General features: G+C 72.2%; 21 protein-coding genes and 1 pseudogene. 9 read left to right on the forward strand and 13 right to left on the reverse strand.

The features are described from left to right. Positions 1-50: 50 nt before the first annotated feature. The 4 genes from ACFV8T_RS09695 to ACFV8T_RS09710 are packed head-to-tail and all read right to left on the reverse strand — an operon-like array spanning position 51 to position 5,339. Positions 51-716, reverse strand: coding sequence for an RES family NAD+ phosphorylase (locus ACFV8T_RS09695; RefSeq protein ID WP_266417549.1), 666 nt, complete (start codon positions 714-716; stop codon positions 51-53). After that, on the reverse strand, positions 713-1,399 hold the full coding sequence (locus ACFV8T_RS09700) for a hypothetical protein (RefSeq protein WP_385326090.1): 687 nt from the start codon (positions 1,397-1,399) through the stop codon (positions 713-715). The genes ACFV8T_RS09695 and ACFV8T_RS09700 overlap by 4 nt, the downstream gene beginning before the upstream one ends. Further along, complete coding sequence (locus tag ACFV8T_RS09705) at positions 1,396-4,785, reverse strand: CHAT domain-containing protein (protein WP_385326092.1); 3,390 nt, start codon at positions 4,783-4,785, stop codon at positions 1,396-1,398. Before ACFV8T_RS09705 ends, ACFV8T_RS09700 begins: the two co-directional genes overlap by 4 nt. Then, positions 4,782-5,339 carry a hypothetical protein gene (locus ACFV8T_RS09710; protein WP_385326094.1) on the reverse strand — a complete coding sequence of 186 codons (558 nt, stop codon included), beginning with the start codon at positions 5,337-5,339 and terminating at the stop codon, positions 4,782-4,784. Before ACFV8T_RS09710 ends, ACFV8T_RS09705 begins: the two co-directional genes overlap by 4 nt. A 138-nt stretch (positions 5,340-5,477) precedes the next feature. On the opposite strand from ACFV8T_RS09710, the gene ACFV8T_RS09715 reads away from it, so the two are divergent. Next, positions 5,478-5,924 carry a serine hydrolase gene (locus ACFV8T_RS09715; protein ID WP_385326096.1) on the forward strand — a complete coding sequence of 149 codons (447 nt, stop codon included), beginning with the start codon at positions 5,478-5,480 and terminating at the stop codon, positions 5,922-5,924. Here the strand turns inward: ACFV8T_RS09715 and ACFV8T_RS09720 are convergent. Next, on the reverse strand, positions 5,816-6,496 hold the full coding sequence (locus ACFV8T_RS09720) for a phosphotransferase (RefSeq protein WP_385326098.1): 681 nt from the start codon (positions 6,494-6,496) through the stop codon (positions 5,816-5,818). The genes ACFV8T_RS09715 and ACFV8T_RS09720 overlap by 109 nt on opposite strands. A gap of 194 nt (positions 6,497-6,690) precedes the next feature. Here ACFV8T_RS09720 and ACFV8T_RS09725 point away from each other — a divergent pair. The 3 genes and pseudogenes from ACFV8T_RS09725 to ACFV8T_RS09735 all read left to right on the forward strand — a co-directional run. Then, positions 6,691-7,134, forward strand: a pseudogene (locus ACFV8T_RS09725) (S1 family peptidase); the annotation flags it as partial. A 207-nt stretch (positions 7,135-7,341) separates the two neighbouring features. Then, positions 7,342-8,175, forward strand: coding sequence for a carbohydrate-binding protein (locus ACFV8T_RS09730; protein WP_385326100.1), 834 nt, complete (start codon positions 7,342-7,344; stop codon positions 8,173-8,175). Positions 8,176-8,371: 196 nt separating this feature from the next. Continuing rightward, positions 8,372-8,620, forward strand: a complete 249-nt coding sequence (locus ACFV8T_RS09735) for a hypothetical protein (RefSeq protein ID WP_385326102.1) — start codon at positions 8,372-8,374, stop codon at positions 8,618-8,620. Here ACFV8T_RS09735 and ACFV8T_RS09740 read toward each other — a convergent pair. The 6 genes from ACFV8T_RS09740 to ACFV8T_RS09765 all read right to left on the reverse strand — a co-directional run bounded on the left by ACFV8T_RS09740 (position 8,583) and on the right by ACFV8T_RS09765 (position 17,542). Beyond that, on the reverse strand, positions 8,583-10,295 hold the full coding sequence (locus ACFV8T_RS09740; protein ID WP_385326104.1) for a bifunctional 3'-5' exonuclease/DNA polymerase: 1,713 nt from the start codon (positions 10,293-10,295) through the stop codon (positions 8,583-8,585). The two genes, ACFV8T_RS09735 and ACFV8T_RS09740, sit on opposite strands and share 38 nt — an antisense overlap. 132 nt (positions 10,296-10,427) lie before the next feature. Continuing rightward, positions 10,428-11,486 (reverse strand): type III polyketide synthase, encoded by a 1,059-nt coding sequence (locus ACFV8T_RS09745; protein WP_385326106.1) that lies wholly within the window; start codon positions 11,484-11,486, stop codon positions 10,428-10,430. Between the two features lie 436 nt (positions 11,487-11,922). Further along, complete coding sequence (locus tag ACFV8T_RS09750; RefSeq protein WP_385326108.1) at positions 11,923-13,128, reverse strand: cytochrome P450; 1,206 nt, start codon at positions 13,126-13,128, stop codon at positions 11,923-11,925. A gap of 211 nt (positions 13,129-13,339) precedes the next feature. Continuing rightward, entirely contained in the window at positions 13,340-14,344 is a 1,005-nt protein-coding gene (locus ACFV8T_RS09755; RefSeq protein WP_385326110.1) for a DUF1259 domain-containing protein, read from the reverse strand. A 67-nt stretch (positions 14,345-14,411) separates the two neighbouring features. Next, the gene (locus ACFV8T_RS09760) at positions 14,412-16,703 is read right to left on the reverse strand and encodes an ABC transporter permease (protein ID WP_385326111.1); all 2,292 of its coding nucleotides are present in this window, start codon (positions 16,701-16,703) and stop codon (positions 14,412-14,414) included. Then, positions 16,697-17,542: an ABC transporter ATP-binding protein gene (locus ACFV8T_RS09765; RefSeq protein ID WP_385326113.1), complete on the reverse strand. Its 846-nt coding sequence runs from the start codon at positions 17,540-17,542 to the stop codon at positions 16,697-16,699. Before ACFV8T_RS09765 ends, ACFV8T_RS09760 begins: the two co-directional genes overlap by 7 nt. A gap of 105 nt (positions 17,543-17,647) precedes the next feature. On the opposite strand from ACFV8T_RS09765, the gene ACFV8T_RS09770 reads away from it, so the two are divergent. Further along, entirely contained in the window at positions 17,648-18,850 is a 1,203-nt protein-coding gene (locus tag ACFV8T_RS09770) for a DUF2786 domain-containing protein (protein ID WP_385326115.1), read from the forward strand. A gap of 104 nt (positions 18,851-18,954) precedes the next feature. Next, on the forward strand, positions 18,955-21,174 hold the full coding sequence (locus ACFV8T_RS09775) for an FUSC family protein (protein WP_385326117.1): 2,220 nt from the start codon (positions 18,955-18,957) through the stop codon (positions 21,172-21,174). 18 nt (positions 21,175-21,192) lie between these two features. Here the strand turns inward: ACFV8T_RS09775 and ACFV8T_RS09780 are convergent, their stop codons facing one another. After that, positions 21,193-21,678: a hypothetical protein gene (locus ACFV8T_RS09780; RefSeq protein ID WP_385326119.1), complete on the reverse strand. Its 486-nt coding sequence runs from the start codon at positions 21,676-21,678 to the stop codon at positions 21,193-21,195. Positions 21,679-21,931: 253 nt separating this feature from the next. Between ACFV8T_RS09780 and ACFV8T_RS09785 the strand changes: the two genes are divergently transcribed. Next, positions 21,932-22,174, forward strand: a complete 243-nt coding sequence (locus ACFV8T_RS09785) for a DUF397 domain-containing protein (RefSeq protein ID WP_037690973.1) — start codon at positions 21,932-21,934, stop codon at positions 22,172-22,174. Between the two features lie 179 nt (positions 22,175-22,353). Here the strand turns inward: ACFV8T_RS09785 and ACFV8T_RS09790 are convergent, their stop codons facing one another. After that, positions 22,354-22,872, reverse strand: a complete 519-nt coding sequence (locus ACFV8T_RS09790) for an ATP-binding protein (protein ID WP_385326121.1) — start codon at positions 22,870-22,872, stop codon at positions 22,354-22,356. Positions 22,873-23,180: 308 nt separating this feature from the next. On the opposite strand from ACFV8T_RS09790, the gene ACFV8T_RS09795 reads away from it, so the two are divergent. Then, positions 23,181-24,062 (forward strand): helix-turn-helix domain-containing protein, encoded by an 882-nt coding sequence (locus ACFV8T_RS09795; protein WP_385326253.1) that lies wholly within the window; start codon positions 23,181-23,183, stop codon positions 24,060-24,062. Between the two features lie 53 nt (positions 24,063-24,115). Then, on the forward strand, positions 24,116-25,573 hold the full coding sequence (locus ACFV8T_RS09800; protein WP_385326123.1) for an aldehyde dehydrogenase family protein: 1,458 nt from the start codon (positions 24,116-24,118) through the stop codon (positions 25,571-25,573). Positions 25,574-25,586: the final 13 nt, after the last annotated feature.

Raw genomic sequence — 25,586 nt, forward strand, 5'->3', positions numbered from 1 at the left:
ACGATGGCACCGCTCGCGTGCCGCCACAAGCGATTGGCTGGCACGGGCGATCAGCTGGTACGGGGCGGCACGATCGCACTGCGCAGCGGGGCGAGCAGTTGGTTCGTCTCCGCCACACCGGCCGGGGAGCCCATGTCCGGGATGCCGTTGCCCGGCACCGCGGCGAGCGGCTCGCCCGCACACCGGTCGTGGAAGAGGACCGATGCGAGGTGGGGCCGGTTGCGCCGGGACTGCCAGATCAGACCCATGGTCTCGGGCTTCTGGGCCCGGATCTCGCTCGCCCAGCGACGGGTCTTCGCATAGCGCTCGCCCTCCGCTTCGAGCAGCCACGAATCCTGGCACACGGCGGCCAGGTCCGCCTCGGTGACCAGCGAGACCAGGGCGAGTTCGCAGCGGGTGCGCAGCAGGGTCAGGGACTTGCCCCGGACCGCGGCGTACGGGATCAGGCGCATCCCGGCGTCCTGGTCGAACTCAAGGGAACGCAGCAGGGTCTCGGCCAGTGCGGTGGCCGGGGTGTCGGCCAGGTACAGGTACTGGTACGGGTCCGACTCGGTCCCGTCGAAGCGGTTGCCGCCGAAGTGGGCGTCCACCGCGATCGGGTTGAACTGCTCGGCCGGCCGCTTCGTCCTGTGCATGCGCCAGAGCAGCGTACCGGCGGGGAGCAGGCGGCTGTTGGGCCGCAGCACGAAGGCGGACGGGGGAAGGGTTCCGGTCATCGGTCTCCCTCCACGAGAGCCGTGGCGGCGCCCACCAACTGCTCTTCGGGGAGTTCCCCGAGCAGCGATGCGGGCTTTCCGCCGAGCCAGACGTTGCCGCTCAGCCACCAGTCCGCGGCGCCCCAGGGGTCGGTGTCGGAGAGGAGGATGCGGTTGACGCGGAGGACGACCGGGATCGGCCCGCCGGCCGCACCGGCGAACTGGAAGGACGGGTAGCGGTCGCCGTGCTCGGTGTCGTCGAGGCGGATCAGTTCCGGCGGCGGTTCGTCGAGGCCCGCCGACTGGCAACGGGCGTCCACCACCGGGTGGTCGAGCGCGGGCTCCGCAAGCAGGCGGGCCTGCACCGCACGGATGATGGCCGCCGTCCCCGGCGCGGGCCGCGGCTTTGAGATGCGTACGAGGAGTGACCGCGCACCGGCCACGGCGGCCGCCGGCAGGGTCGCGGCACCGGCGTACCGGACGGCGGGGTCCAGGGCCAATTGCACCGGGTGGTCGAACGGCAGGGGAATCAGGGCGAACTTGACGCCTTTCAGGGCCCTGAGCACCGACTTGTTGTCTTCCTCCGCCGTCTCGGCGAGCGCACCCAGCCGGGCGAGGAACAGCGCGTACTGCTCGTCGTCGAGCGACTCGCGGATACTGTCCCAGTGCTCGCCGACCAGGTCGAGAAACTGTTCCGGGTTCATGCGGCTCCCTCCTCGGACGCCGTCGTTGCCGTCGTCTGTCCGGGGCCGGGGTGCCCCTGGTGGATGAACGCCGCCCAGACCGGGAGGCGGTCGAGTCCCGGGCGCTGGATCTCGCGCAGCAGCCCGCCGCTGAGCGAGCCCGGATTCCTGCGGTCCGGGTCGAGCATCCACAGCTGTGCGGCCCTGAGCGCGTCCGCCGGTCCCTGCCCCTCGACCGCCAGGTAGTGGTGGAACACCGCCATCATCAGCGCCGAGGCCCCGTCCTGGGTGGTCCACCGCGACCCCACCACATTGCGTGCCCCGCCCGAGACGAAGGATGTCGTCAGGGTCAGTGCCTCGTCGTGGTCACGGGTGCTGAGGTCGGTCTCGCAGGCACTCAGGACCACCAACGGGCCGTGCGGGGCCGAAGCTTCGTCGGACGGCCGGTCGAGAAGCCGTGTCACGGTCAGCATGCCCAGGTCCGGTACGGCCCCGGGACCGCCCTCCTCGGGCGGCAGCATGTCGGTGCCGTCGGGGAAGGCGAGATGCAGTGCCGACACCGTCGGGCGCACTCCCGCCGAGCCGTGCGAGGCCACGTGCAGCAGCGAGGGGGACTCGGAGAGCAGGGCGAGGACCTCGTCGGGCGTACCGGTCGCCACCGGCTCCACGGGCGGTTCGTAGAACTCGCCGTACATCCGCGCCCGCGGGTAGAAGGACTCGTGGAGCGCCGCGGCCTCCCGCTCGGCGTGGGTCAGTTCCTGCCGGGGATCGGCGATCAGCACGGGGGCGGCGGCCGGGTCGATCCGGGCGCGCCTGATCGTCTGCAGCAACTGGCCGCCGGACGACGCGTAACTGATGACGACGTTCTGGCAGACGTAGTCGTGCGGCGCCGCCGCGGGCAGGCGTGCCGCGTGCCAGGGGACGACCCCCAGCCGCCCGCACGGCACCAGGACGATACGGAGGGGGCCCGGACGGCGGTCGTGGCCGGACGCACCGGAGTCGAGCCGCCCCTCGACGGCGTGGAGAATCTCTTCGAGCCCTGCCCGGTACGCCCAGTCGCACAGCTCCGACAGGGCCTCCTCCCACGCCTGTTCGGCGGCCGGACGGCCGAGCTGCCGGGAGCGCGCGGCGGCCGCGTCGAGGTAGCGCTCAAGAGGCGCGCTTGCGGTGTCCGACAGAAGGGGAAGACCCCCCACGCCGACGCTGTGGTCCGGGCCCACGACGATCCCCACCCCGGGGGTCTCGCCCTCGCCGGGAAGCAGGTAGACGAGCGCGTCCGCCCCGGCCTCGGCGAGGCCGTCCGCCAACTCGTGCGCCGTGGGGGTGGTGAACAGCCGCTGCTGCCGGTGGCCGAGCGCCTCCAGGGCGCGGCGGCGCAGGGTGCTCGGCAGTTCCCCCGGCGGCCCGTCCTCGGCGTCGGTATCGCGGGTGCCGGAGGCCCGCCATGCCGCGGCGAGCTCCTCGTGCCCGCGGGCTTCGAGCAGCTCCGGCACGGCTCGTGAGGTGGACGCCGCGTGCAGCACCAGGGCGCGGCCCAGTTCCAGAGCGGCCAGCGCATCCTCCACGCGGCCCTGCGAAGCGGCCCAGACGGCGGTGCGAACGCCGCGTTCGGCGCCGGAGCGTGCCGTGAGCAGGCCGTGTTCGGCGCCGCGCTGGAGAATGACGTCGCCCGCCAGTACGTGCAGCGCCTCCAGCGCGGTGTCCGTCGCCGCGGCCTGGGCCGTCGCGTCCCCGGTATGGTGCCGGCGGGCACGGTAGGCCACCGCCAGCTGCCACAGGGCGTCCGCGGCGAACCAGGGTTGCCGGCCCTGCCGGATCTCGTCCCGGATGCGCTCCAGTTCACCGATGAGCGGGGGGAGATGCGCCGGGTCGTGGGTGAGGCCGTACTTGAGGGCCAGGGACATCGTGGCGAGCCACTGCTGCCCCCTCGGCGCGCCGGAGGGTGCGGGGGCGTGGTTCCGCAGCAGTGTCGCGTCGTTGGTGATCCTGGCGCGCAGGGCGTCCGGGCCGAGGCCGCCCTGGTCGACCAGGTCCCGGAAGAGCGGGGGCAACGAGTCCGCCGCCGCGGTGGCCTGCTCGAAGCAGTCGGCGCCGCGCAGCATCATGTCGCCGTCGTCCGTCAGCATGCCGAGCGTGATGCAGGACTGGGCGAGACCCGCCATGACCAGGTAACGGAGCTTGTGGTCCCGTGGGGTCTCCGCGTCGAGCGCGACGAGTTCGGCGTGGATGGCGCGCACGGCCCCGACGTCGTCCGCCTCGTGAGCGGTGCGGAGCCGGACGCTGAGGGGCACCACGCGCAGGAGGACCGCGAATTCGCGGTCGATCGGATTCGCGGGGTCCGGCGTGAGCAGGCCGTTCCGGTCGCCCAGTGTCTCCATGACCGTACGGCCGAGTGCCCCGTCGTGGAGGTTGCCGCCGGTCGCCTGCCCCAGCTGGAGCAGGGTGGCGCTGAGCATTTCCAGCTGGGGTCCCAGCTCATGGCCGGACGGCATCAGTCCGTGCGCGTCGCGAAGCCGGCCCAGCGCCTGGTCGAGGGTCTGCGGATCGCCGCTCCGGAAAGCGTCGAATGCCTCGAAGAGTGAGGGGACGACGGCGTTCACGGCGGTGAAGGCCTCGGTGCCGGGGGGAGGCGGACCGGGTGGCGGACCGGGTGGCGGACCCGGAGGCGCGGGGGCTTCCGTGCGCGAGGCGGGTGCCGGCTCCGCCGGCGGGTCGGGCAGTTCCGACAGCAGGTCCGCCGCCTTCCGCCATTCGTCCCCGAGCGGGAACCCACCGGACATCGCGTCCGTGAACGCACGCATGGCGTGGACGGGCGATTCGGGCCCGGTCAGCTGCGCGAGCACGGCGCTCGTCCGCCGTAACTGCTCGTGCTGCTCCGGTGGCAGCGGCAGCTCCTCGACCTCGTCCAGCAACTCCCGCATCTCGACCACGGCGGCAGCCATCCCCGCCGGCCCCAGCTCGGCACGCCAGTCGAGCAGGGCGGACAAGGAGGGCGGCCGATCGCCGCGAACCTCCTGCTGCGGCACCGGCAGCACGAGGGACAGCAGGGACAGCGCGGCCCATCGCCGGTCATCCGGGTCCGTCGCCGCCCCGGTCGCCGTCGCCGGGTCCCGGGCCTCCCGCAGCAGCCGCCGGGCCCGCTCCCGGTCGGCCGGCACGCCGCCCCTGGCGAGGTGACGCATCGCCAGGACGGAGCCGAGCTGGACCGACACCGTGGCACGCAGTTCCGCGTCGTGCTCCAGCAGGCGCAGCAGCTCTTCGAGTTCGGCGATCGATCCCTCGTACACGTCCGGGCCGGCCCCGGGGGAGCCCGGCGGGTGCAGCCGCAGCGCCCGTTTCGTGGCGGCCATCACCCAGGCGCGCAGCGCCCGGACGCCCCCGTTCTCCTCGATCTCCGGGTAGCTCACACATCCCCCTCGGCCTGCTGGTCGTCCCTGCCCGGTCCCCGTAGTTCTTCCCGCATCTCCCGCCGCAATGTGCGCAGCCGGTCCCACAGCGCGTCGATGTCGGCCTTCGCGGCGGCCGGCGAGTCGCCCGGCCGGGGTATCCCGTCGGCCAGGCGCAGCAGCCTGCCGTACAGCGCGCCCAGACCGTGGCTGACCTCGTCCGCGATGGTGAGGATCCGCTCCGGCAGTCGCAACTGGGCCTCCGCGTGGACCTCTCGGTGCAGATCGCGGGCCTCGACCAGCCGGACTCGTACCGGCCCTGTGTCCTCGGTGCCGCCGAGTGCGTGGAACTGGTCGGTGAGGGCGGCCAGGTACTGGCGGGCGGCCGTGTTGAGCGCGACACAGGTCGAGTGCCGTGCCTCGGCCTCACTGCGCCGCGCCCGCAGTCGCTCCGCGCGCGCGTGCTCGCGCTGCCGGCTCCGGTCCGCGGCGCGCTGGGTCAGCACGGCGGACAGCAGCGTGCCGACGACTCCGATGAGCGCGACCGCCGCGGCGGTCGCGTTACCGATGTCCACGCTGCCCCGACCGGGGTGCTCGCACCTGGCTGTCTCCACTCACCCCGCCAGCGAAGCAGCACGGCCCGCGCGGCGTGAAGCCCTGTCCCAGAGAGCGCCCGGTTCACGACCGGCATACGCCCGAAGTCACGGCATCCGATGCGCGATACCGCCCGTTGCCGGGGTCGCTCCGCCTCCACACTTTTGAGCTCTTACGGCCGGCCGTCGGCGGAGAACCTCCGGCGGAATGTCTTCGGGCCGGCGGGCATGCACCACACGTTCCTGCCGCGCGGCGCGGAGTTCCCGCCCCCGCATGCCCAGGGGTACACCGACCGGACGGCGAGCGGCAGGACCGAGAACGCCACGGACTGGAACCGTTCCTGGGCATGGGCCGCCGGAGGTGCGATCTCCGACCGGCGCGACCTGCGCACCCGGGCCCGGGTGCCGGCCACCGGCACTCTGCTCAGCCCGGCCACCCGGGCCGATCGGATCAGGTTTCAGGCCGTCAGTTCTTCGATCAGGGACGTCGCCCGGCCGATGAGGTCCACCTCGTGCGGGCTCATCGTCGGGTTGGCGGCGCGACGCCGGGCGGCCTCGGCGAGGTGAGGGGCGGGGATGCCGCCGGACGCGGAGAAGCGCGGCACCAGGGCGTCCAGCAGGGAGCGGGCGCCCGACGACGCGGGGGACCGGGGGTCGACCGCCACCTGGGCCAGGATCAGGGACGACATGGCCCGGTCCGCGGCCGGAGCGCCCTCCGTGGTGTTGCTCCAGTCGATCGCTACCGGGCCCCGGTCCGTCAGCATCACGTTGCCCGGATGCAGGTCGAGGTGGAGGATCCGGTCCTCGGGGTGCGGGGAGAGCCGGGCCGGGACGGTGTGGAGTTCGTCGAGCAGGGCGGCCAGCATGCTGCCCGCGTCGGCCGCCGACAGGTCGCCGGTCAGCAGGGAATCCAGCATCGTCGGGCCGGTCAGGCGTTGCAGCACCAGGTCGCAGGGGGGTGTCTCCGCGTCCCGTGGGCCCAGACGGGGGACCGGGTAGCCGTGTGCGCCGAGGTAGGACATGACCATCCATTCGGGAGTGGCGTCCATGCCGTCGCGGTAACGGCGCAGGACCCACTTCTCATCGAGTGCGTACACATCGGCGGATCGTCCGGCACCCAGTAGCTCGCCTATTCGCATGGAGCGAACCTACGGGGATCGGCGGCGTATGTGGATGTCCGAGGCCCGACCGCGGAGCAAGGAGCCCGTTGTCGCCGGTCAGGGGCCCCATAACGCGAAGTGAGGGGGCGGACGGGATCTCCTGGGGATGACGTGTACGCGGCTACCTTGGCGGCAATTCCCCCGAAGTCAAGGAGAGTTCCGTGGAGAGATCCATGCTCCGCAGACGTGTCCTGGCCGCGTGTACCGCCACCGTGGCCGTCGGTGTGCTCGCGCTGGCAGGTCAGACCGGCAGCGCATCCGCCGATCCGGCTCCCCACCTCCGCACCCCCGCCGCCACGGGGGCCGAACAGCTCTCGCCCGGTCTGCTGGAGGCCATGCGGCGCGATCTCGGACTGACCGCCGCCGAGGCGCGCGTCCGGATCGGCCACGAGACCCGGGCGGCGGCCGTCGCCGCCGGGCTGAAGCGCTCCCTCGGCGCCGACTTCGCCGGCGCCCGGGTGAGCGGTCCCGACGCGGCCCTGACCGTGGCCACCACCGACGCCTCGGACGCCGCCCGGATCCGCGAGGCCGGTGCCAGACCCGTCGTCGTCGAGCACAGTCTGGCCGAACTCGACGCGGCCAAGGCAGCGTTGGACCGGGTGGCGCTGCGGCGGGCGATGTCGTGACGTACGGCTCCGACAGCTACCGCTGCCGCCAGCCGCACCTGGCCCAGCCGCCACCGGTTGCCGCGCCCGCCCGGCTTCCGCTCCGGCCTCCCGGCCGGGCGGCGCGCACCCCGGTCCCTGCTCCGTGCTCCCTGCTCCTGCTCCGTGTTCCGTGCTCTGTGTCATGCACGTGCCCTTCCCCCATCCGAGGAATCAGCCATGACCCCAGAACCGACCGAAGGCTCCGGCGGCGACCGCCGGATCAGCCGCAAGACACTGCTCAAGGCCGCGCTCGTGGCCGGCACCGTCCCACTGCTCGCGGGCGGAGGCGTCGCGCTGGCCCGCGACGCCGGGACCGGCGGCCGGCCCCTGGCCCCCACGCCGAACTGCGACGACGGTGACGGCCCGACCCACGACCAGATCGAGGGGCCCTACTTCAAGCCCGACTCCCCGCTCCGTACGAGCCTGGTGACCGGCAGCACTCCCGGTGTCCGGCTGACCGTGAGCGGCTATGTCTTCGGGCGGGCCTGCAAACCCGTTCCCGGAGTGCTCCTGGACTTCTGGCAGGCCGACACCAACGGCGCGTACGACATGAGCGGATTCGCCTTCCGCGGGCACCAGTTCACCGATCAGTCGGGAGCCTTCGGCCTGACCACGATCGTGCCGGGGCTGTACCCGGGGCGTACGCGCCACATCCACGTCAAGGTCCAGGCGCCCGGCTCGGGCATCCTGACCACCCAGCTGTACTTCCCGGACGAGCCGCGCAACAACACCGACGCCCTCTTCGACCCGGCGCTCCTGATGAACGTCCGGGACGCCGGATCGGCGAAGGAGGGGACGTTCGACTTCGTTCTCGACCTCGCCCAGACCCCGACCGACCCGCCCACCGATCCGCCGACCGACCCGCCCGGCTCCACCTGGGCGGCCGGAACGCTCTACAGCGCGGGAGACCGCGTCACGTACGGCGGCGTCGCCTACCGCTGTCTGCAGGCGCACTCGGCCATGGCCGGCTGGGAACCGCCGAACGTCCCCGCGCTGTGGGAACGCGGGTAGCCACGCAGCGAAGCGGGGCGCGCGCCGCGCAGGTCCGGGCCGGGAACGCTTTCCGGCCCGGACCTCGCCACGTTCCCGGTCCGCGCCGGGGCGGTCCTGCCGAAGGCCGGGAGCCGGGCAGCGGAGTAGCCTGGATGCGTACGGCTCCGGGTGAGCCGCTCGGGTCGGCCTGCGCATCGAAGGGGGCCGGTATCGCATGGACACCTTGGTCATGGTCGTGGTCGTCCTCGCGATGATCGCGATGGCGGCGTTCGTCATTCATCTGCTCAACGCCCGGCACCGGCATCAGCATCTGCGTCCGGCGCACTACGACCACGGGCTGGCCGGGTTCGACGAGGGACCGGGCACCGGTCCCGGCCGGGGCGCACGACCGGCTTCCGGGCCGGCTCCGGGGCCGGAGACGGGACCTACTTCGCGTCCGAATAACGCTCCACCACCGCCGTAGTGAACGGAAAACGCACCGGCGTCTCGCCGAAGGCGGTCCGCCCGGCCAGCTCACCGGCCGCCCGGATCGCCTCCACCACGGCCTCCGCCTCCTCCCGCGGACAGTGCACGATCACCTCGTCGTGCTGGAAGAAGACCAGCTCGGCCCGGAGACCGGCGGTGCGCAGCGACTGGCGCAGGGCGGCCAGGAGCAGCAGCGCCCAGTCGGCCGCGCTGCCCTGCACCACGAAGTTGCGCGTGAAGCGGCCCCGCGCGCGGGCATGGGACGATGCGTAACCAGGGGTGAATGCGTAGCCAGGGGTGAAATCGCCTTCGGCGGAGGGCGGTTCGGCGCTCTCCTGCGGGATGCCGGCCTCCTCGTCCGTCCCGCTCCCGGCCGCGGGGGGACTGGTCCGGCCGAGCCAGGTCCGTACGAGACGTCCCTCCTCGCCCGCCTTCGCGGCATCGTCGACATAGGCCACGGCCAGCGGGAATCTCCGGCGCAGGGCGGCCAGGTTCTTCAGACCGTCGCCCGAGGTCTGGCCGTAGACCGCGCCCAGCAGCGCGAGCTTGGCGTGGTCCCGGTCGCCGTGGAACGCACGGTCCGACAGCGCCGTGTACAGATCGCCGTCATGGCCCGCCACCTCCATCAGGCCGCGGTCGCGGGAGATCGCGGCGAGCACCCGGGGCTCCATCTGGTCGGCGTCCGCGACGACCAGGCGCCAGCCCTCGTCGGCGACGACCGCCTGCCGTATCACCTTGGGGATCTGCAGCGCCCCTCCGCCGTTGGTCGTCCAGCGGCCGCTGACCGTGCCGCCCGGCTGGTACTCCGGGCGGAAGCGGCCGTCGCGCACCCAGTCCTGGAGCCAGCTCCAGCCGTGTGCCGTCCAGATCCGGTACAGCTTCTTGTACCGGATGAGGGGTTCCACCGCCGGGTGGTCCAGCTCCTCCAGCTCCCAGCGGCGGGTGGACTTCACCTTGATGCCGGCCTGCGCGAAGGCCTTCACCACGTCGGCGGGGAGGTCGGGGCGGACCCGTCTGCCGAAGGCGGCCGACACCTCGTCGGCCAGCTCGGCCAGTCTGCGGGGCTCGCCGCCGCCCGCGTAACGCTCGCCGAGCAGCTCGTGGAGGACGTCCCGGTGGACGTCGGCGCGCCAGGGGAGGCCGGACCGGTTCATCTCGGCTGCGACCAGCATGCCCGCCGACTCGGCGGCCGTGAGCAGGCGCATCCTGCCCGGGTGCTCGGTGGTGTCGTGGCGGCGGAGCTGGTCGGCGTAGACCTGGAGGAGGTCGTCGAAGGGCAGCTGCGCACCGGACCGGGGCTCGAAGAGCGAGGACTGGGAGCCGGGCTCCGCGGAGCGGGGCGGCGGATCGGGCGGCACGGGGGCGTTGCGCAGGCGGGCGTGGGCGGCGGCCGCGGAGCGGGGCTCGCCGAGGCGGCCCTCATGGGCGAGGAGGAGGGATTCGGCGACCTCGATGTCGTAGCAGCGGCTCACGGGGACGCCGGCCGCGAGCAGACGGGGATAGATCTCGGCGGTGGACCGCCAGACCCAGCGGGTGACGTCCGGGCGGGCGCGGACCGCCGCCACGAGGTCGGGTTCGGCCACGACCGGGGCGGCGGGCAGGCCGGTGGGGGCCAGCGGGGCGAGGAGGGCGCCGCCGGTCTCCGTCATGGCCAGAGCCCAACGTTCGGTCATGTCTTCGAGTCTGGCACCCGGCACTGACAACGGGGTGCGGCGCGCGGGAGGGGACGGTGACCGGGCGGTGCGACGGCCGTCCCCCGGCCCGCAGACGCGGGGGACGGCTCTGCGGGCCGGGGGAGCGGGGCGTCAGGATTCGGATCCGGAAGTCCAGGTGCCCAGGGAGATCTCGGCGGTGATGCCGGGGCCGAAGCCGGCCATCAGGCCACGCTGTCCGTCGAGAACCGATGCCTCGTCGAACATGCGGCCCAGGGCGTCGAGCACCACGGCGCTGGCTATGTTGCCGTACTCGGTGAGGGTGGCGCGGCTGAAGCGGAACGCCTCGGGCGGCACGTCCAGGAAGTGGCTCAGGTCGTCCAGGATGCGCGGGCCGCCCGCGTGGATGATGTAGAAGTCCATCTTGCCGGCGTTCCACTGGTTCTCCTCGGCGACCGCCTCCAGGGCCGGTGCGAGGGGCTCCATCGTTCCGGGCACCCGCTTGTCGAGCTGGAAGTGGAACCCGGTGGAGCGGACCGCGTACGAGATCCAGTCCTCGGTGGCCGGGATGATGTACGAGCCGTTGCGCTCCAGTCGTACTCCCGTCCCGCCGCGGCCCCGCAGCACGACGGCGGCTATGCCGTCGCCGAACAGACCGTTGGACAGCAGCGATCCCACACCCAGGTCGGTGGGCTGGTAGCACAGTGAGCAGAACTCGCAGGCCACGATCAGTACATTGGCGTCGGGGTAGGCCGTGCAGTAGTCGTGCGCCCGGTTGACGGCGGCGCCGCCCGCGGCACAGCCGAGTTGCGCGATCGGCAGCTGCCGGGTCTCAGGCCGGAAGCCCATCTCGCCGATGAGCCACGCGGTCGGCGGCGGCATCATGAAGCCGGTGCAGGAGACATAGACGATCAAGTCGATCTGCTGCGGCTCCAGTTCGGCCTGGTCGAGCGCCTGGCGCACCACTGCCGGCACCCGGGCCTTGGTGTGCTCCTCGTAGGTGATGCTGCGGGCGTCGAAGCCCGGGTGCTGCAACACCTTGTCGATCGGCTGGATCAGATGCCGCTTCTTCACCCCGGTGTGTTCGATCAGCCGAAGAACCAGATCGATCTGCGGATGGTCGCCGTGCAACCGTTGAGCCAGCTCAAGGGTTTCCTCGTTGGTGATGACGTACTCGGGAACCGCGATGGCCGGCTTGCAGAGAACCGCCATGGAACTCCTCCTAGCGGACATGGTCCACGCGGCCGGGCCCGAAGGGTTCCGGGGCATTCGCCTACCGGAGACGGCCACTGCGGCTCCGTACACGCGGCGTTGCGCGCACGTGGAGCGCTGGTGGATTCCGGCGCCGGGTCAGGTACCCCTGGAACGGGCGCGGACGGGCCGACCGTCGAAGACTGAGTTCTAGCCGTTCGTGGGCGGAAGCGGATCCGCCACGGCTGGGGTGGCCGTCGGGATCACGTTACGGCAGGCGGATCGGGGCCGCATGTCGAGCGTGCGGCAGGGCCGTGCGGCAGGGCTTTGCGCCGGAACGCTCCGGGGCGACCGGCGCCCCGGAGCGTTCCGGGTTGCCGCCGGCCGTGGGCCGGCGCATCATCGATGACGGCCCGGGTGAGACACCCAGGACGGGCGAGTCACCCGCGCCGCCGGATCACCAGGTGACGGGCAGTTCGAGGGGATAGCGCCAGATCGACGTCTTGTTCCAGCGCACTTCCTCGGCCGGCGTCGCCAGCTTCAGGGCGGGGAAGCGCTTCAGCAGCGTTCCGATGGCGGTCTGGAGCTCCACGGCCGCGAGCGGGGCGCCGAGGCAGTGGTGCCCGCCCCATCCGAAGGTCATGTGGGACGGCCCCTGACGCTCCAGGTCCAGCTCGTCGGGACGGTCGAACTTCCGGCCGTCACGGTTGGCCGTCAGATAGGAGACGTGCACGATGTCCCCCTCCCGGATCCGCACCCCGCTCAGCTCCACGTCCTCGGTGGCGACACGGGGGATGCCGACGCCCTTGCGGAAGGGGATGAAGCGCAGCAGCTCCTCCATGGCCTGCGGGAGCATCTCGGGGCGGTCGCGCACCATGGCGAGCTCGTCGGGCCTGGTGAGCAGCGTGTAGGCGATGTTCCCGATCTGGTACGTGGTGGTGTCCTGGCCGGTGATCAGCAGGACCATGGCCATGACGGTCAGTTCCCGGTCGTTGAGGATCTCGTCCCCGTCGCGAGCGGTGGCCAGCGCGCTGATCAGGTCGTCGCCCGGGTTCGCGCGCCGTTCGGCGGTCAGCGTCTCGAAGTAGGCGCGGAGATCGGCCTTGGCGCGTACCGCGGCGTCCTTGTTCTCGACGGTGGTGTCCATCATGGTCCGGGCGTGGGCGCGCAGTTGTGCGCGGTCGGCCTCCGGAATGTCGAGGACCTCGCAGATGGTGGTCAGCGGCAGCGGGGCCGCCAGATGCTCGAACAGGTCGGCGGGGGCGCCGTGCTCCTCCATGCGGTCCAGCAGCTCGTCGACCACGTGCTGCGTGCGCACCTGCATGCGCTCCATGTGACGGGGCGCGAAGCCCTTGGAGATCAGGCTGCGCAGGCGGCTGCTGCCCGGCGGGTCCATGACGTTGATCGCCTCGTCCTGGACGATCGGCTCGGGGGTCATACGCGGGAAGTTCCGGCCGATGATGGCGCTGCGGCTGAAGCGCCGGTCGGTGGTCACCGTACGCACGTCGTCGTAGCCGGTGACGAGCCATGCCTCGCCGTCGCCGTGCGGGAGGCGGATGCGGGAGACGGGTTCTTCGGTCATCAAGTGCCTGAGCACCGGGTCGAATTCGAGGGCCTCGGCGTAGTCGAACGGGCAGTGCCGTGCGCCGGCGACTGGTTCCATGCGGAGCTCCAGATGGGGATCTGACGGGTGGTTCGTGGAATGTGCGGGCTGGACGGTCCATGGGTGCCCGGTCGCCCGCGGGGCCACGCGCCGCTCCGGGCCGATTGGTCCATATGCAGAACGGATTCGGCGGCGCCGGTCGCTGGACCGGCGCAATGCGGTCCGGCGACCGGCACGGACCTCGTGCCCCGTACGCCCGGTGCGGCCGGTCTCAGATGTTCGGTACGACGTCGGTGGCGTCCACCGCGGGGCGGAGCGCGCGGGCGAGCGCGACGCCGTCGCCCACCGCCCAGAAGTGGGTGAAGAACAGGCGGGGGTCCTCCGACAGATGGTGGTTGTGCAGCTCGACGAGCTTGATCCCGCCGCGCCGCAGGGCCCTCAGCACATGCGGGACCTCGTCGGTGAGCATGGCGCAGTCGCCGCTGAGCGCGGCCCGGCCGCGGCCCAGCGGCTGGAAGTTGAACGCACTGCTCGACCCGAGGCCGGGGGGCAGGATCAGATGGCCGTCCGCGATGGTCTCGCGGCGGACGAAGACGACCTTGTAGAGCCCGTCCTCGATGGAGCCCTTGGCGCCGAGCGCCGCCTCCATCCCGGCGATGTCCAGGGCGACCGGGTCCGGCCGCCCTGGCGGCACGGGCGGCGGGGTGCCGGTGCGGTCGAATCCCGCGCGCAGCCCGCGGGCCAGGGCCACCGCGTCGTGGCCGTGTCCGTGGACATGAGTCCACCAGATGTCCGGGGTCTGGGAGAGCAGGTGCTTGTGGAGCGCGGTCTGCTCGATCCCGTTCGCCTGCCATGCGTCGGTCACCCGCTGGAGCTCGTGCTCGGTGACCACCACGTCGCCCATGAGCATCGTGGAGCCGTCGGCGTAGCGGACGAAGGCCACATGCGTGCCCAGCGCGAGCCCCGGTGTGACGACGACGCCCTCGGAGACCACGTGGAGATCCCGCCGGGGAAAGCCCGTGTGGTACGTCGTGCCGCGCAGCATGTTGCCGGGGCGGCCCAGCGCCTTCGCCACGTCCGCCCAGTCGTCCAGGCCGGTCGGCACCGGCTTGATCCGTTCCCCGTGCCCCGCCCCGGTCGTCCCGGTGGGCAGGGTGCGGGCCGCGGCGGGGCCCGCCGCGGTCAGTACCGGCGCGAGCGCGGCGGCGGCCAGTACGCGCCGCCGTGATGTGATCGCCCGTGCGCTCGTGTCCTGTTGTCGGTTCTCGGTCACCATGTGATCGCCTCCATGGCGAGATGAAACCATGCGAAATCCCGACAAAAGAATGAAAGCGGATACACCGTCAGCGGGTGGGGCTGGATGGACTAAGCGAGCTGTCCGACCGGGTCCCGTACGGCCGCACCGGGCCTCTTGTCCGGTTCTCCGGTCCGGTTCTCTCGTCCGGCCCCCGCCCGCCACACCTGGCCGCCGCGTCTCGGCCCACCGGCACCGAGCGGCGGCGCACCGCCCCCGGCAGCATCGCCGCCCCCACCGCGACCAGCGCGCACACCCCCGCCGCACCGCCCATCAGCGCCCACTGCACCGACACCACGACCGGCGCCGACACCGAGGCCAGCGCGGCGGCCAGGCCCGCCAGATGCACCCCGGCCACGGCCAGGCCGAGCAGCGCCCCGAGCCCGACCGCGAACAGGGTCTCCCCGGCCACCACCGCGAGGACCCGCGGCCGGGTGGCACCGGCCAGTCGGAGCGCGTCCAGCTCCGCGGAGCGTACGGACCCCGCCATCAGCATCGTGTTGGCCAGCGCGATCACGGTGTAGACCAGGGCGATCCCCAGGATCACGGCCAGACCGGTCCGGGTCTGCGGATTCGTGCGCGGGTAGGTCGCGGCCAGCCACTGCTCCGCCGACCGCACCGTGCCGCCGGTTTCGCGCAGCCGCTCCGTGACCGAAGCGCGGTCGGCGCCCGGCGCGAGGCGTACGTCGATCCGGTCCACGGCCGCCGTCGGGGCGTTCGCCCTGGTCACATAGGCCCCGTTGTTCCCCGTACCGAGCGCCAGCACCGCCGCGATCCGCAAGGAGACCGGCCGCCCGTCGCCGAGCCACACCCGTACCGTCGAGCCCACCGTGTGCTGCTCCCACTCCTCGTTCACCACGATCGAGCGGTCGTCCAGGTCCCTGATGTCGCCCGCCACCACCGGCAGCCGCCCGAGCCGTGCCAGGGCCTTCGCGTCGTCCACCGCGCGGGCCTCGGAGGTGATGAGGGCGGAGCCCTCCTCGCGTACGTGGACGGCGGTCGGTGCGGAGGCGGACAGCGTGGCGCCGGGCACCGGCCGGACCCTCAACTCCTCGCCCGTCACGACCAGATCGGCCCCGGTGTGCTCGCGCGCCTCCGTCGCCTTCGCCGCCGACACGGTCATCGCGGAGCCGGCCACCGAACCCGCCAGCGCCACGGTGATCAGCACCGGAGCGGCCACCGCGACCGTACGCCGCAGCGCCGCCGAGGTGTTCGCGGCCACCAGCATCCCGGTCGCTCCCGGCAGCCGGACCATCCGGGCCAACGGGCGCACGAGCAGCGGTGCGAGCAGGGCGACGGCCGTGATCAGGACCATCGGCTGCGTCATGTACGTCTTCCGCTTCAGCAGCGCGGACGGGTCGGTGGCGAGGGACTTCGCCATCAGGAACGCGGCCCCCGCGAGCAGGGCGAAGCCCAGCAGCCGGCGGACCGGCGGGAGCACGCCCGTATCGACATCGGCCTCGCGCAGCGCCTCGGCGGGGCCGGTCCTGCCCGCCCGCCGCGAGGCCACCCAGACCCCCGCGAAGGCCACGGCCAGACCGGACCAGAAGGCGGCGTGGAGCGGCCAGGCGGCCGGACGGATGGTGAACCAGGACGGTGCCATCCCCCGGTCGACGAGCAGTCCGGCGAGCAGCGGTGCACCCAGGTGGCCCAGTACGCAGCCGGCGGCGGAGGCGAGGGTGCCGACCGCGGCGGCCTCCGTCAGCAGCAGCCGCCGCAACTGGCCCGGCGTGGCGCCCGCCGTGCGCAGCAGCCCGAATTCGCGCCGGCGCAGCGCCACGGCGAAGGTGAACGTCGACGCGACGACGAAGACCGAGACGAAGGCGGTGAGGCCGCCCGCGGTGCCGAGCAGGACGTTCGCGGTCAGCAGTCCCTCGGCGTCCCGCTCGGTGGCCGGGTCGGCCCGGCGGCGGTCGTCCCCGGTGAGGACCAGGGCGCGGTCGCCGACCACCCGGCGCACCTCGGCGACGGGCGCGTCCACACCCACGGCGTCGGGTTCGTGCCGAAGGCGTACGGCGTCCCCGCCGTCGTCCCGCGTCACCGGGCCGAGCGCCCGGAGGTCGCGCAGGAGTTCGATATCCACAGGGTGTGGATGAGTGAGCCTGCGATCGATCTCCGTGGTGGACGGCCCGCGCCGCACCCGCACGGTCAGGGTGTCGTCGCCCATCACCACCACCGGCGACGCGGCGAAGCGCAGCGGTGCCCGGTCCGGGGCGTCGAAGGTCGAGGCGAGGCCGAGACCCATGGCCGCGATCAGGCCCACGCCCAGCGCGAGCGCGACGAAGGTGCCGGTGAGCGCGGTCCAGCGGGTGCGCAGGGAGGCCAGGGCGACGGTCAGCACGACGCCTCCCGCGCAGGATCCGCGACGGTCCCGGCGACGGCGGCGCCGTGTCCCCCGGTGGCGCCGGGCTCCCCGGCCCTGCCGCGTCCGCCGGTGCGGCCCGCCGCCATCCAGGCCGCGATCCGCTCGGCGCCGATTCCGGTCAGATCGTCCGCCACCTGCCCGTCGACCAGGAAGACCACCCGGTCCGCGTACGCCGCGGCCACCGGGTCATGGGTGACCATCACGATCGTCTGCCCCTCCAGGTCCACCAGCTCCCGCAGCATCTCCATCACCCCCTGGCTCGTCGCGGTGTCCAGCGCGCCGGTCGGCTCGTCGCCGAAGAGCACCGCGGGCCGGGTGATCAGGGCCCGCGCCAGCGCCACCCGCTGCTGCTGGCCCCCGGACAGTTCGGCGGGCCGGTGCCCCGCCCGGTCCGCGAGACCGACCCGGGCCAGGGCGTCCCGTACCTCGGTACGGGACGGGCGGCGGCCCGCGAGCCGCAGCGGCAGCGCGACGTTCTGGGCGGCCGTCAGCGAGGGGAGCAGATTGAACGCCTGGAAGACGAAACCGATCCGGTCCCGGCGCAGCAGCGTCAGCCGGCGCTCGCTCAGCCCGGTCAGCCGCACCCCGCCGACCTCGACGGTGCCGGAGGTCGGCCGGTCGAGCCCGGCCGCGCAGTGCAGCAGCGTGGACTTGCCGGACCCGGACGGGCCCATGACGGCGGTGAAGGTGCCGGTCCGCACGGTGAGGTCGATGCCGCCGAGGGCGTCGACCCCGCCGTAGGCGCGGCGCACGGAGCGAAGCCGTACGGCGTCGGCGGCACTCGTGGGCGCAACGGATGCGCGGGAGGAAGCCATGCCCCGATCGAAGCGTTTCCGCGCCCCGCGATCACGACCACCAGAGCCCGTCCGGGAGGTAGGGCCAGCCCTACCCCGCCGCACCGCCCTGCCTACCCTGACCTCATGGAACCGGTGACCGACCAGGCATTCGCGGCAGCCCTCTACTCGGACGGCGACGCCGGTCTCGACACCGGGGCCTCCCTCCTCGCCGCCGACCCGACGGCCGACGCGGAACTGTTCCGGCGAGGCGAGGAGTTCGTCCGCCGGGCCTGGGAGCGCGGCTGGCAGCCCGCCGACGTCGTACGCCTCGTCCGCCGCGAGCTCGACGAGACCGCGGCCTGCCTCGCCGCCGGGCTGATCGCCTCGGAGACCGCGCGGTACGAGCGGCTCCCGCCCCGCTGGCGGTCCCAGCTCGACGGGCTCCCCGCCGCACCGCCCCGGAACCGGCCGGACCGCTTCTCCTACGCCTCCGCCGTTCTCGGCCTGTACCGGCTGCTGCTCCGGCTCCCCGCCATCGAACCGGTCGGGCCCCCGCCGGGCACCCCCGCGCACGGCCTCCGGCTGCCACCCGCGCACGACGAGCCCCGGATGCTGACCCGGATCCGCGCCCTGCTCGCCAAGGCGGAGGCGACCGGCTTCCCCGAGGAGGCGGAGGCCCTCACCACCAAGGCGCAGGAGCTGATGGCCCGGCACTCCATCGACGAGGCCCTGCTCGCCGCCCGTACCCACAGCAAGGAGGCGCCGGGGGCGTGCCGGATCGGGGTCGACGCGCCGTACGAGACGGCGAAGGCGATCCTGCTCGACGCGGTCGCCGCCGCGAACCGCTGCCGTGCGGTGTGGAACAGCGACCTCGGCTTCTCCACGGTGGTCGGCTTCGAGCCGGACCTGGACGCCGTGGAGCTGCTGTACACCTCCCTGCTGGTCCAGGGCACGGTGGCGATGACGAAGGCGGAGGCGGGACAGCGGGCCGGCGGACGCAAGCGGACCAAGACGTTCCGGCAGTCGTTCCTGATGGCGTACGCCCAGCGGCTGGGCAGCCGGCTCGCCGCCGACACCGCCCGCGTCACCGCGGCCGCCGAGGCCGAGACGGAGGGCGGGGCCGGGGCCGTGTCGGCCGGGTCCGGCGCCCCTCATCTGCTCCCGGTCCTCGCCGCCCGCGACATGGCCGTCACGGACACCGCCGAGCGGATGTTCCCCGAGACCACGACCACCCGGGTCCGGGGCGCCACGGACCTGGACGGCTGGACCCATGGAACGGCCGCGGCGGACCGGGCGCGGATGGGCGGGAACGGTCCGGAGCTCCGCGATGGACGGGACAGCCCTTAGGGCCTTTCGTTTCAGGCGTGTTCCGTCGGGCGTTCCTGGGGACCGCCCGGCGAGCCGATTCATGACAACTCGGGCCAATCGGTGATTCCGGTTAGGCTCTCGGCATGAGCTGGCTCCGGGCGCTGAAAGAGACCGCCCGCTCGGGGCTGTCGATCGAGCGGCGACGTCTCGAACCGCTCATCGCGATCCGCGGTGCGGCCGGTCTCGCTCTCGTCCTCGGGATCAGCCTCGCGTTCTTCGGGCCCGTCGTCGCGGCGAGCTCCGCGTTCGGCGCGTTCCAGGCGGCCATCGCCACCTTCCAGCGCAGCTGGCGCCCCCGGCCCGTGCTGGCCCTGGTCTCCGGGGCGAGTCTCGCCGTGTCGACGTTCCTCGGCTATCTCACCGGCTCCCGACTGCCGCTGTTCCTCGTCCTGCTGGTGCTCTGGACGTTCGTCGCGGGCCTGGCCTGGGCGGCGGGGCCCACCGCCGGCATCATCGCGGCGTCGAACGTGGCGATCATGCTGGTCACGGTCACCCTGCCCACCTCCGTCGCCAACTCGGCCGTGCACGCCGGGATGATCCTGTTCGGCGGAGTGGTGCAGGCGGCGCTGATCGTCCTGTTCCCGGTACGGAGATGGGGCGCCCAGCGCGACGCGCTGGCCGACGCGCTGGCCGCCGAGGCCGACTACGCCCGCCGGCTGCGCCACGACCCGGTCGCACTCTTCGACCCGGTGCCGCTGATGACGGCCCGCAGCGCGGCCGCGGTCACCCCGCACCAGGCCCGCCGCCGGCCGCCCGAGCTGCGGGGTTCCCGAAGGATCGCCGAACGGATCAGACCGGTGCTCGCCTCGCTCGCCGACCCGTCGCTGGGGGTGCCGTCCGAAGGGCCGGAGCGGGCACGGGTCCGCGAGCTGCTCGCCGCCGCCGGATCGGTGCTCGACTCGGCGGCCCGCGCGATCCGGCACGGCGACCCGGTCGAACTGTCCCCGTCCGCCGTGGCCGTGCTGAAGACCCCGGACACCGGAACGCTGCTCACCGGCCCGCCGCTGCGTGCCGCCGACCGGCTCGGCGCCCTGCTCTCCGACGTCATCGAGACGGCCGAGGGCGAGGGTACGAAGGAGCAGGATGCCAGGGCCGATGAGGCCGCCGAGGCCATCAAGGCCACCGGGGACGGGACACCCGGCGCCCCGCACCGCCGCCGCCCCACCCTGCTGCGGCTGGTCCCCGTCATCGCGAAGGCGATGCGCGCGGAGCTGCGCCCGGGGTCACCGATCCTGCGGCACGCCGTCCGGGTGTCCGTCGTCGCGGCCGTCGGCTATCTCATCGGCACCGCGCTGCCGTTCGGTCACGGCTACTGGGCGCCCATGGCCGCCGTCATGGTGATGCGGCCGGAGTTCTCCCAGACGTACGCGCGTTCCGTGGCCCGGTTCGGCGGCACGATCGTCGGTGTCTCGCTCGCCACCGCGATCGTCCAGGCCACCCACCCCGGTGTGACCCTGGCCGCGATGCTCTCCGTGCTCTGCGCCCTGCTGATGTATCTGCTGATGCGCACCGGGTACGTGGTCGGCCAGGCCTGCGTCTCGGCGTATGTCGTCCTCCTGCTCGGCATGGCGGGCGACAACTGGTCGCAGACCGTGCTCGAACGGGTCGTCCTCACCCTCGTGGGCGGCCTCCTCGCGATGATCTCGTACGCCCTCTACCCGGCCTGGGAGACCCCGCGACTCCGCGGCAGGCTCGGCGACTGGCTGAAGGCGGACGGGCGGTACGCCGCCTCGGTCGTCGACCAGTACGCCGAACCGGCCGAGCGCGGCCACCACGACGTGCGTTCCGCGCTGCTCCACACCCGCGAGGCCCGCGTCGCCTGGCAGGAGGCGCTGGCCACCGCCCAGCACGAACCGGTGCGCAACCGCGGCCTCTCCCGTGCCGCCGCCGACGACACCCAGCACGCGCTCGCCCAGCTCGGCCGGGCCGCGATGTTGCTGGAGGCCCATCTCCCGGGCGGCGGCGCCACCCCCGTACCGGACGCGGCGCGCCTGGCCGAGGCGCTGCGCCGGGCCACCGAACAGGGCGCGAAGGCGGTACGGGAGCGGCGCGTTCCGGACTGGACCGAGGTGCGCGAGGCGCTGGCGGAGTGGGACGAACGGCAGCGTGCGGACGAGGGCGAGGCGGACCCCTTCGTACGGGAAGGGGCCCACCTCCTCCTCGAAGCCCTGGAGGAGTTCTCCCGGGGGCTGGACGGGAAGCCCGAGCCCGAGCAGAAGTCGGACCCGAGGCCCGAGCAGAAGTCGGACCCGAAGCCGCCCGGCAATCCGGACCCGAACCCGCCCGGGAACCACGCGGGTTGACGGACCGTGCGGCGGCCGTCAGGGGGTCGGCAGGCCCTCCAGGTCCGGCAGGCCGGACGGCAGGGCGCCCGGGGCGGTCTTGGCCAGGGTGTCCTGGACCCCGCTGTCCCAGGACACCACGACGGTCTTGCCGTCGTTGGACTCGACGGACCCCGTGGTGCGGTCCTCGCCGCCGTCGACGCACTTCAGCGCGAGCGTCACCTTGTCCGCGTCCTGCACGGTGCCCGTGCAGGCGTGCTTCTCGGTGACGAGTACGGCCTTCCCCGACGCCACCGACAGGACGACCGCCTTGCCGTCGGTCTTGCCGGCCCAGCCGCCCTCCAGCGCCGCGGCACTGGTCTTGGAGCCGCCGTCGTCACCGCCGGGAGCCGGGCTGGACTGTTCCGTGCCGGAGCCGCCGCCCGGGGCGTCGCTCTTCTTGCTGTCGCTGCTGCAGCCGCTCAGCGCGACCGCGGTGAGGATTCCGGCGGCGATCACGGCACCCGTACGTATGACTCCGTGCATCTGCAATTCCCCCTTGTCGACGAAAGACCGAGCCAAGTTATCAGCGCGATACGACGGGATGGGGAGCTCGATCGCGGGTAGACGGAGCCGAAACGGCATCCGGTGCGTCTCTCCATACGGAGTAAAGCTGTAATCGCGGGAACACCCCGCGTGCACGTGCATCCGCGCATGCATCTGCGCATGCAAGGAAATTTGAACAGAGCTATGATCCGAGACAGTTGACACTTGCACCTTGCAACTCGGGGAGCGTCCTGTGCACCACGTGTACAACGGCATGGCGGCCACAGAGCTTCGCGGAGTCGTCTGGCAGAAGAGCAGACACAGCAACTCCCAGGGTTCCTGTGTGGAGTTCGCGAAACTGCCCGACGGGGATGTGGCGATGCGGAATTCGCGCCACCCCGACGGGCCGGCGCTGGTCTATACGCCGGCCGAGATAGAGGCGCTGCTGCTCGGCGTGAAGGACGGGGAGTTCGACCACCTCATAGCGGGCGGCTGACCGCATCCCGCGAGCCGTGGCCGGCCAGAACCGTCGGCCCAAGCGCCTCTCGCCCGGCCCGTACGGCCGGCTCAAGTCCCTTTCGCCCGGCCCGGATCGCCGGCCCGAGCCCCCTCTCGTCCGGACCGATCCGAACGAGAGGCCTTGCCGCAGTCGTACGGGTCACACGCCCGTACGGGTCACACGCCGTCGGAGAGCCGGAACAGCGCCCAGACCACCTTGCCGCGCGACGCGGAAGGGGCGTTCGGGTTCTCCGGCTCCGGCGAAGGGTGCCAGCCCCAGGAGTCGCTGAACGACTCCACGAGGAAGAGACCGCGGCCGGATTCGGCGCAGTCCGGTGCCTCGGAGGCGATCGGGCTCTCCTGGCTGGGGTCGCGCACGGCGCACACCAGGCGTGAACTCCAGCGCATCAAGTGCAGCCGTACGGGCGGGTCCTGGGGGTCGGGCGCGGTGCTGTCCGAGGGCAGGGCGTGCCGCAGAGCGTTGGTGACGAGTTCGGAGACCACCAGCGCGACATCGTCGAAGCGCTCGGCCAGGCCCCATGCGTTCAGCGTCGTCCGGGTGAACCGCCTTGCTCCGCCCACGGCTTCGTAGCGGGCGGGCAGTGTGCAGGTGGCCGATCCGGAGACGGCTGAGGGATCGATGGGGGGAAGCCCCTGCCGTAACGGCGCGAGCATCGTCGATCCATTCGTCCCCATGCGAGGCACTCCCGGGATTCGCGGCTGTATCGGTACGACGGGGGGTACAGCGGCACAACACGAACGAGCACGCAGGTGCGCGAGCCCCATGGTTCCCAATGCGTTGGGCAGATGCAAGGGCAGATGCACGTGCACGCGCCTGACCTGTCCGAACCCGTGCCGGTTCTTGGTCATTTCTTCCTGTGTGTATTTTCGCAGCCTTCTGGAAGGCTTCTCATTTCCGTAATCGAATGAGTACGGGCTGAAGCGTTTTGATGGCAGAATCCGGCACTTGGGGTTCAGGGGGGAGCCCCGGTGCCCAGGAAGCGATGGGGAGGACCGGACCAGTGGCGGCAGGCGAGTCGAGTGGATCGGTGGTGCGGCGCATCCTGCTGGGCTCGCAGCTCAGGCGGCTGCGCGACTCGCGCGGCATCACCCGTGAGGCGGCCGGCTACTCCATCCGGGCCTCCGAATCGAAGATCAGCCGCATGGAGTTGGGACGGGTGAGCTTCAAGGCCAGGGACGTCGAGGACCTGCTCACGCTCTACGGAGTCACGGACGACGCGGAGCGGGACGCTCTGCTCGGCCTGGCCCGTGAGGCCAACGTGGCGGGCTGGTGGCACAGTTACGGAGATGTACTGCCCGGCTGGTTCCAGACGTACATCGGTCTGGAGGGGGCGGCGTCGCTCATTCGAGTGTACGAAGTCCAGTTCATCCACGGCCTGTTGCAGACCGAGGCCTACGCGCACGCGGTCGTCGCCCGGGGCATGGGCGCCGCGCCCGCCGTCGAGATCGACCGCCGCGTGGCGCTGCGACTGGAGCGCCAGAAGGCCCTCGTCTCCGAACGTGCACCCCATTTCCATGCCGTGCTGGACGAGGCGGCGCTGCGCCGTCCGTACGGCGACCGTGAAGTGATGCGCGCGCAATTGCGGCATCTGATCGAAATGTCGGAACAGCCCAACATCACTCTCCAGGTCATGCCCTTCAGTTTCGGCGGGCATGCCGGAGAGAGCGGTTCTTTTACGATGCTGCGATTCCCGGAATCCGATCTGTCGGACATCGTCTATTTGGAGCAGCTGACAAGTGCGCTCTATCTGGACAAGGTCGAAGAAGTCGCTCAGTACGAAAAGGCCATGACGCGACTGCACGAAGACAGCCCGGGGCCCGAGGGGAGCCGCGATCTGCTTCGTGGTCTGCTCCAACTCACCTGATTCGTCAGTACGATGACGGTTCGACGGAGTCTGCACCTGAGTTAAGGGATCGCATGTCCTTCTTCTACGAGCTGGCCGACCAATACATCGACGGTGAGTGGCGGACCGGAACCGGCTCGTGGGACATCATCGATTTCAACCCCTACAACGGGGAGAAACTCGCCGCGATCACCATCGCGACCGCGCAGGAGGTCGACCTGGCCTACCGCGCCGCCGAGCGTGCCCAGCGCTCCTGGGCCGCCACCGGACCGTACGAGCGCCGCGAGGTCCTGGAACGCGCACTGCACATCACCGGGGAACTGCACGACGACATAGTCGACGCGATCACCGACGAACTGGGCGGAACCCGGGTCAAGGCGGAGTACGAGGTCCGTGTCGCCGAGGAATTCCTGCGCGACGCGATCCATCGGGTGCTGCGCCCGCCGGGCAGCATCCTGCCCTCCTCGGCGGACGGCAGGGAGAACCGCCTCTACCGCCTGCCCGTCGGCGTCATCGGGGTGATCAGCCCCTTCAACTTCCCCTTCCTGGTGGGGATGAAGTCCGTCGCACCGGCCCTCGCGCTCGGCAACGCGGTCGTCGTCAAGCCCAACCAGAACGCCCCGGTCGTCGGCGGCGCGCTGATCGCGAAGATCTTCGAGGACGCCGGACTGCCCGCCGGGCTGCTCAACATCCTGATCACCGATGTCGCCGAGATCGGGGACGCGTTCATCGAGCACCCCGTACCCAAGGTGATCTCGTTCGCGGGCTCGGACCGGGTCGGCCGCCATGTCGGCGCGGTCGCGGCCGGGCACTTCAAGCGGACCATCCTCGAACTGAGCGGAAACAGCGCCCTGGTGGTGCTGGAGGACGCGGACATCGACTACGCGGTCGACGCGGCCGTCTTCAGCCGCTTCGTGTACCAGGGGCAGGTCTGCATGGCGGCCAATCGCATCCTGGTGGACCGCCGTGTCGAGCGGGAGTTCACCGAGAAGTTCACCGCCAGGGTGGCCGCGCTGAAGACCGGTGACCCGCGCGACCCGGAGACCCGGATTGGCCCGGTCATCAACTCCTTCCAGGCCGACGCCCTGACCGCCCTGGTCGACCAGGCGGTCGCCGACGGGGCCACCGCGCTCGTCCGCGGCCGGACCCGCGGCAACCTCGTGGAGCCGACCGTGCTCGCCGGGCTCCCCGAGGACTCCCCGCTGCTGTCCCAGGAGATATTCGGCCCGGTGGCCCTGTTGGTGACGTTCGACGGCGAGGACGAGGCCGTACGGATCGCCAACGACACCCCGTACGGGCTGAGCGGCGCCGTGCACACCCGCAGCGCCGAACGCGGGGTGCGGTTCGCGCGGCGTGTGGTCAGCGGGATGTTCCACGTCAACGACTCCACCGTCCAGGACGATCCGCCGGCGGCCTTCGGCGGGGAGAAGTCCTCCGGGACCGGGCGGTTGAACGGTGAGGCGACCGTCGACGCCTTCACCACCCAGAAGTGGATCTCCATTCAGCACGGCCGGGCCGTCTTCCCCTTCTGACCGCCCTTCCCCA

Source organism: Streptomyces sp. NPDC059832 (assembly GCF_042731715.1).
Classification (GTDB): Bacteria; Actinomycetota; Actinomycetes; order Streptomycetales; family Streptomycetaceae; genus Streptomyces.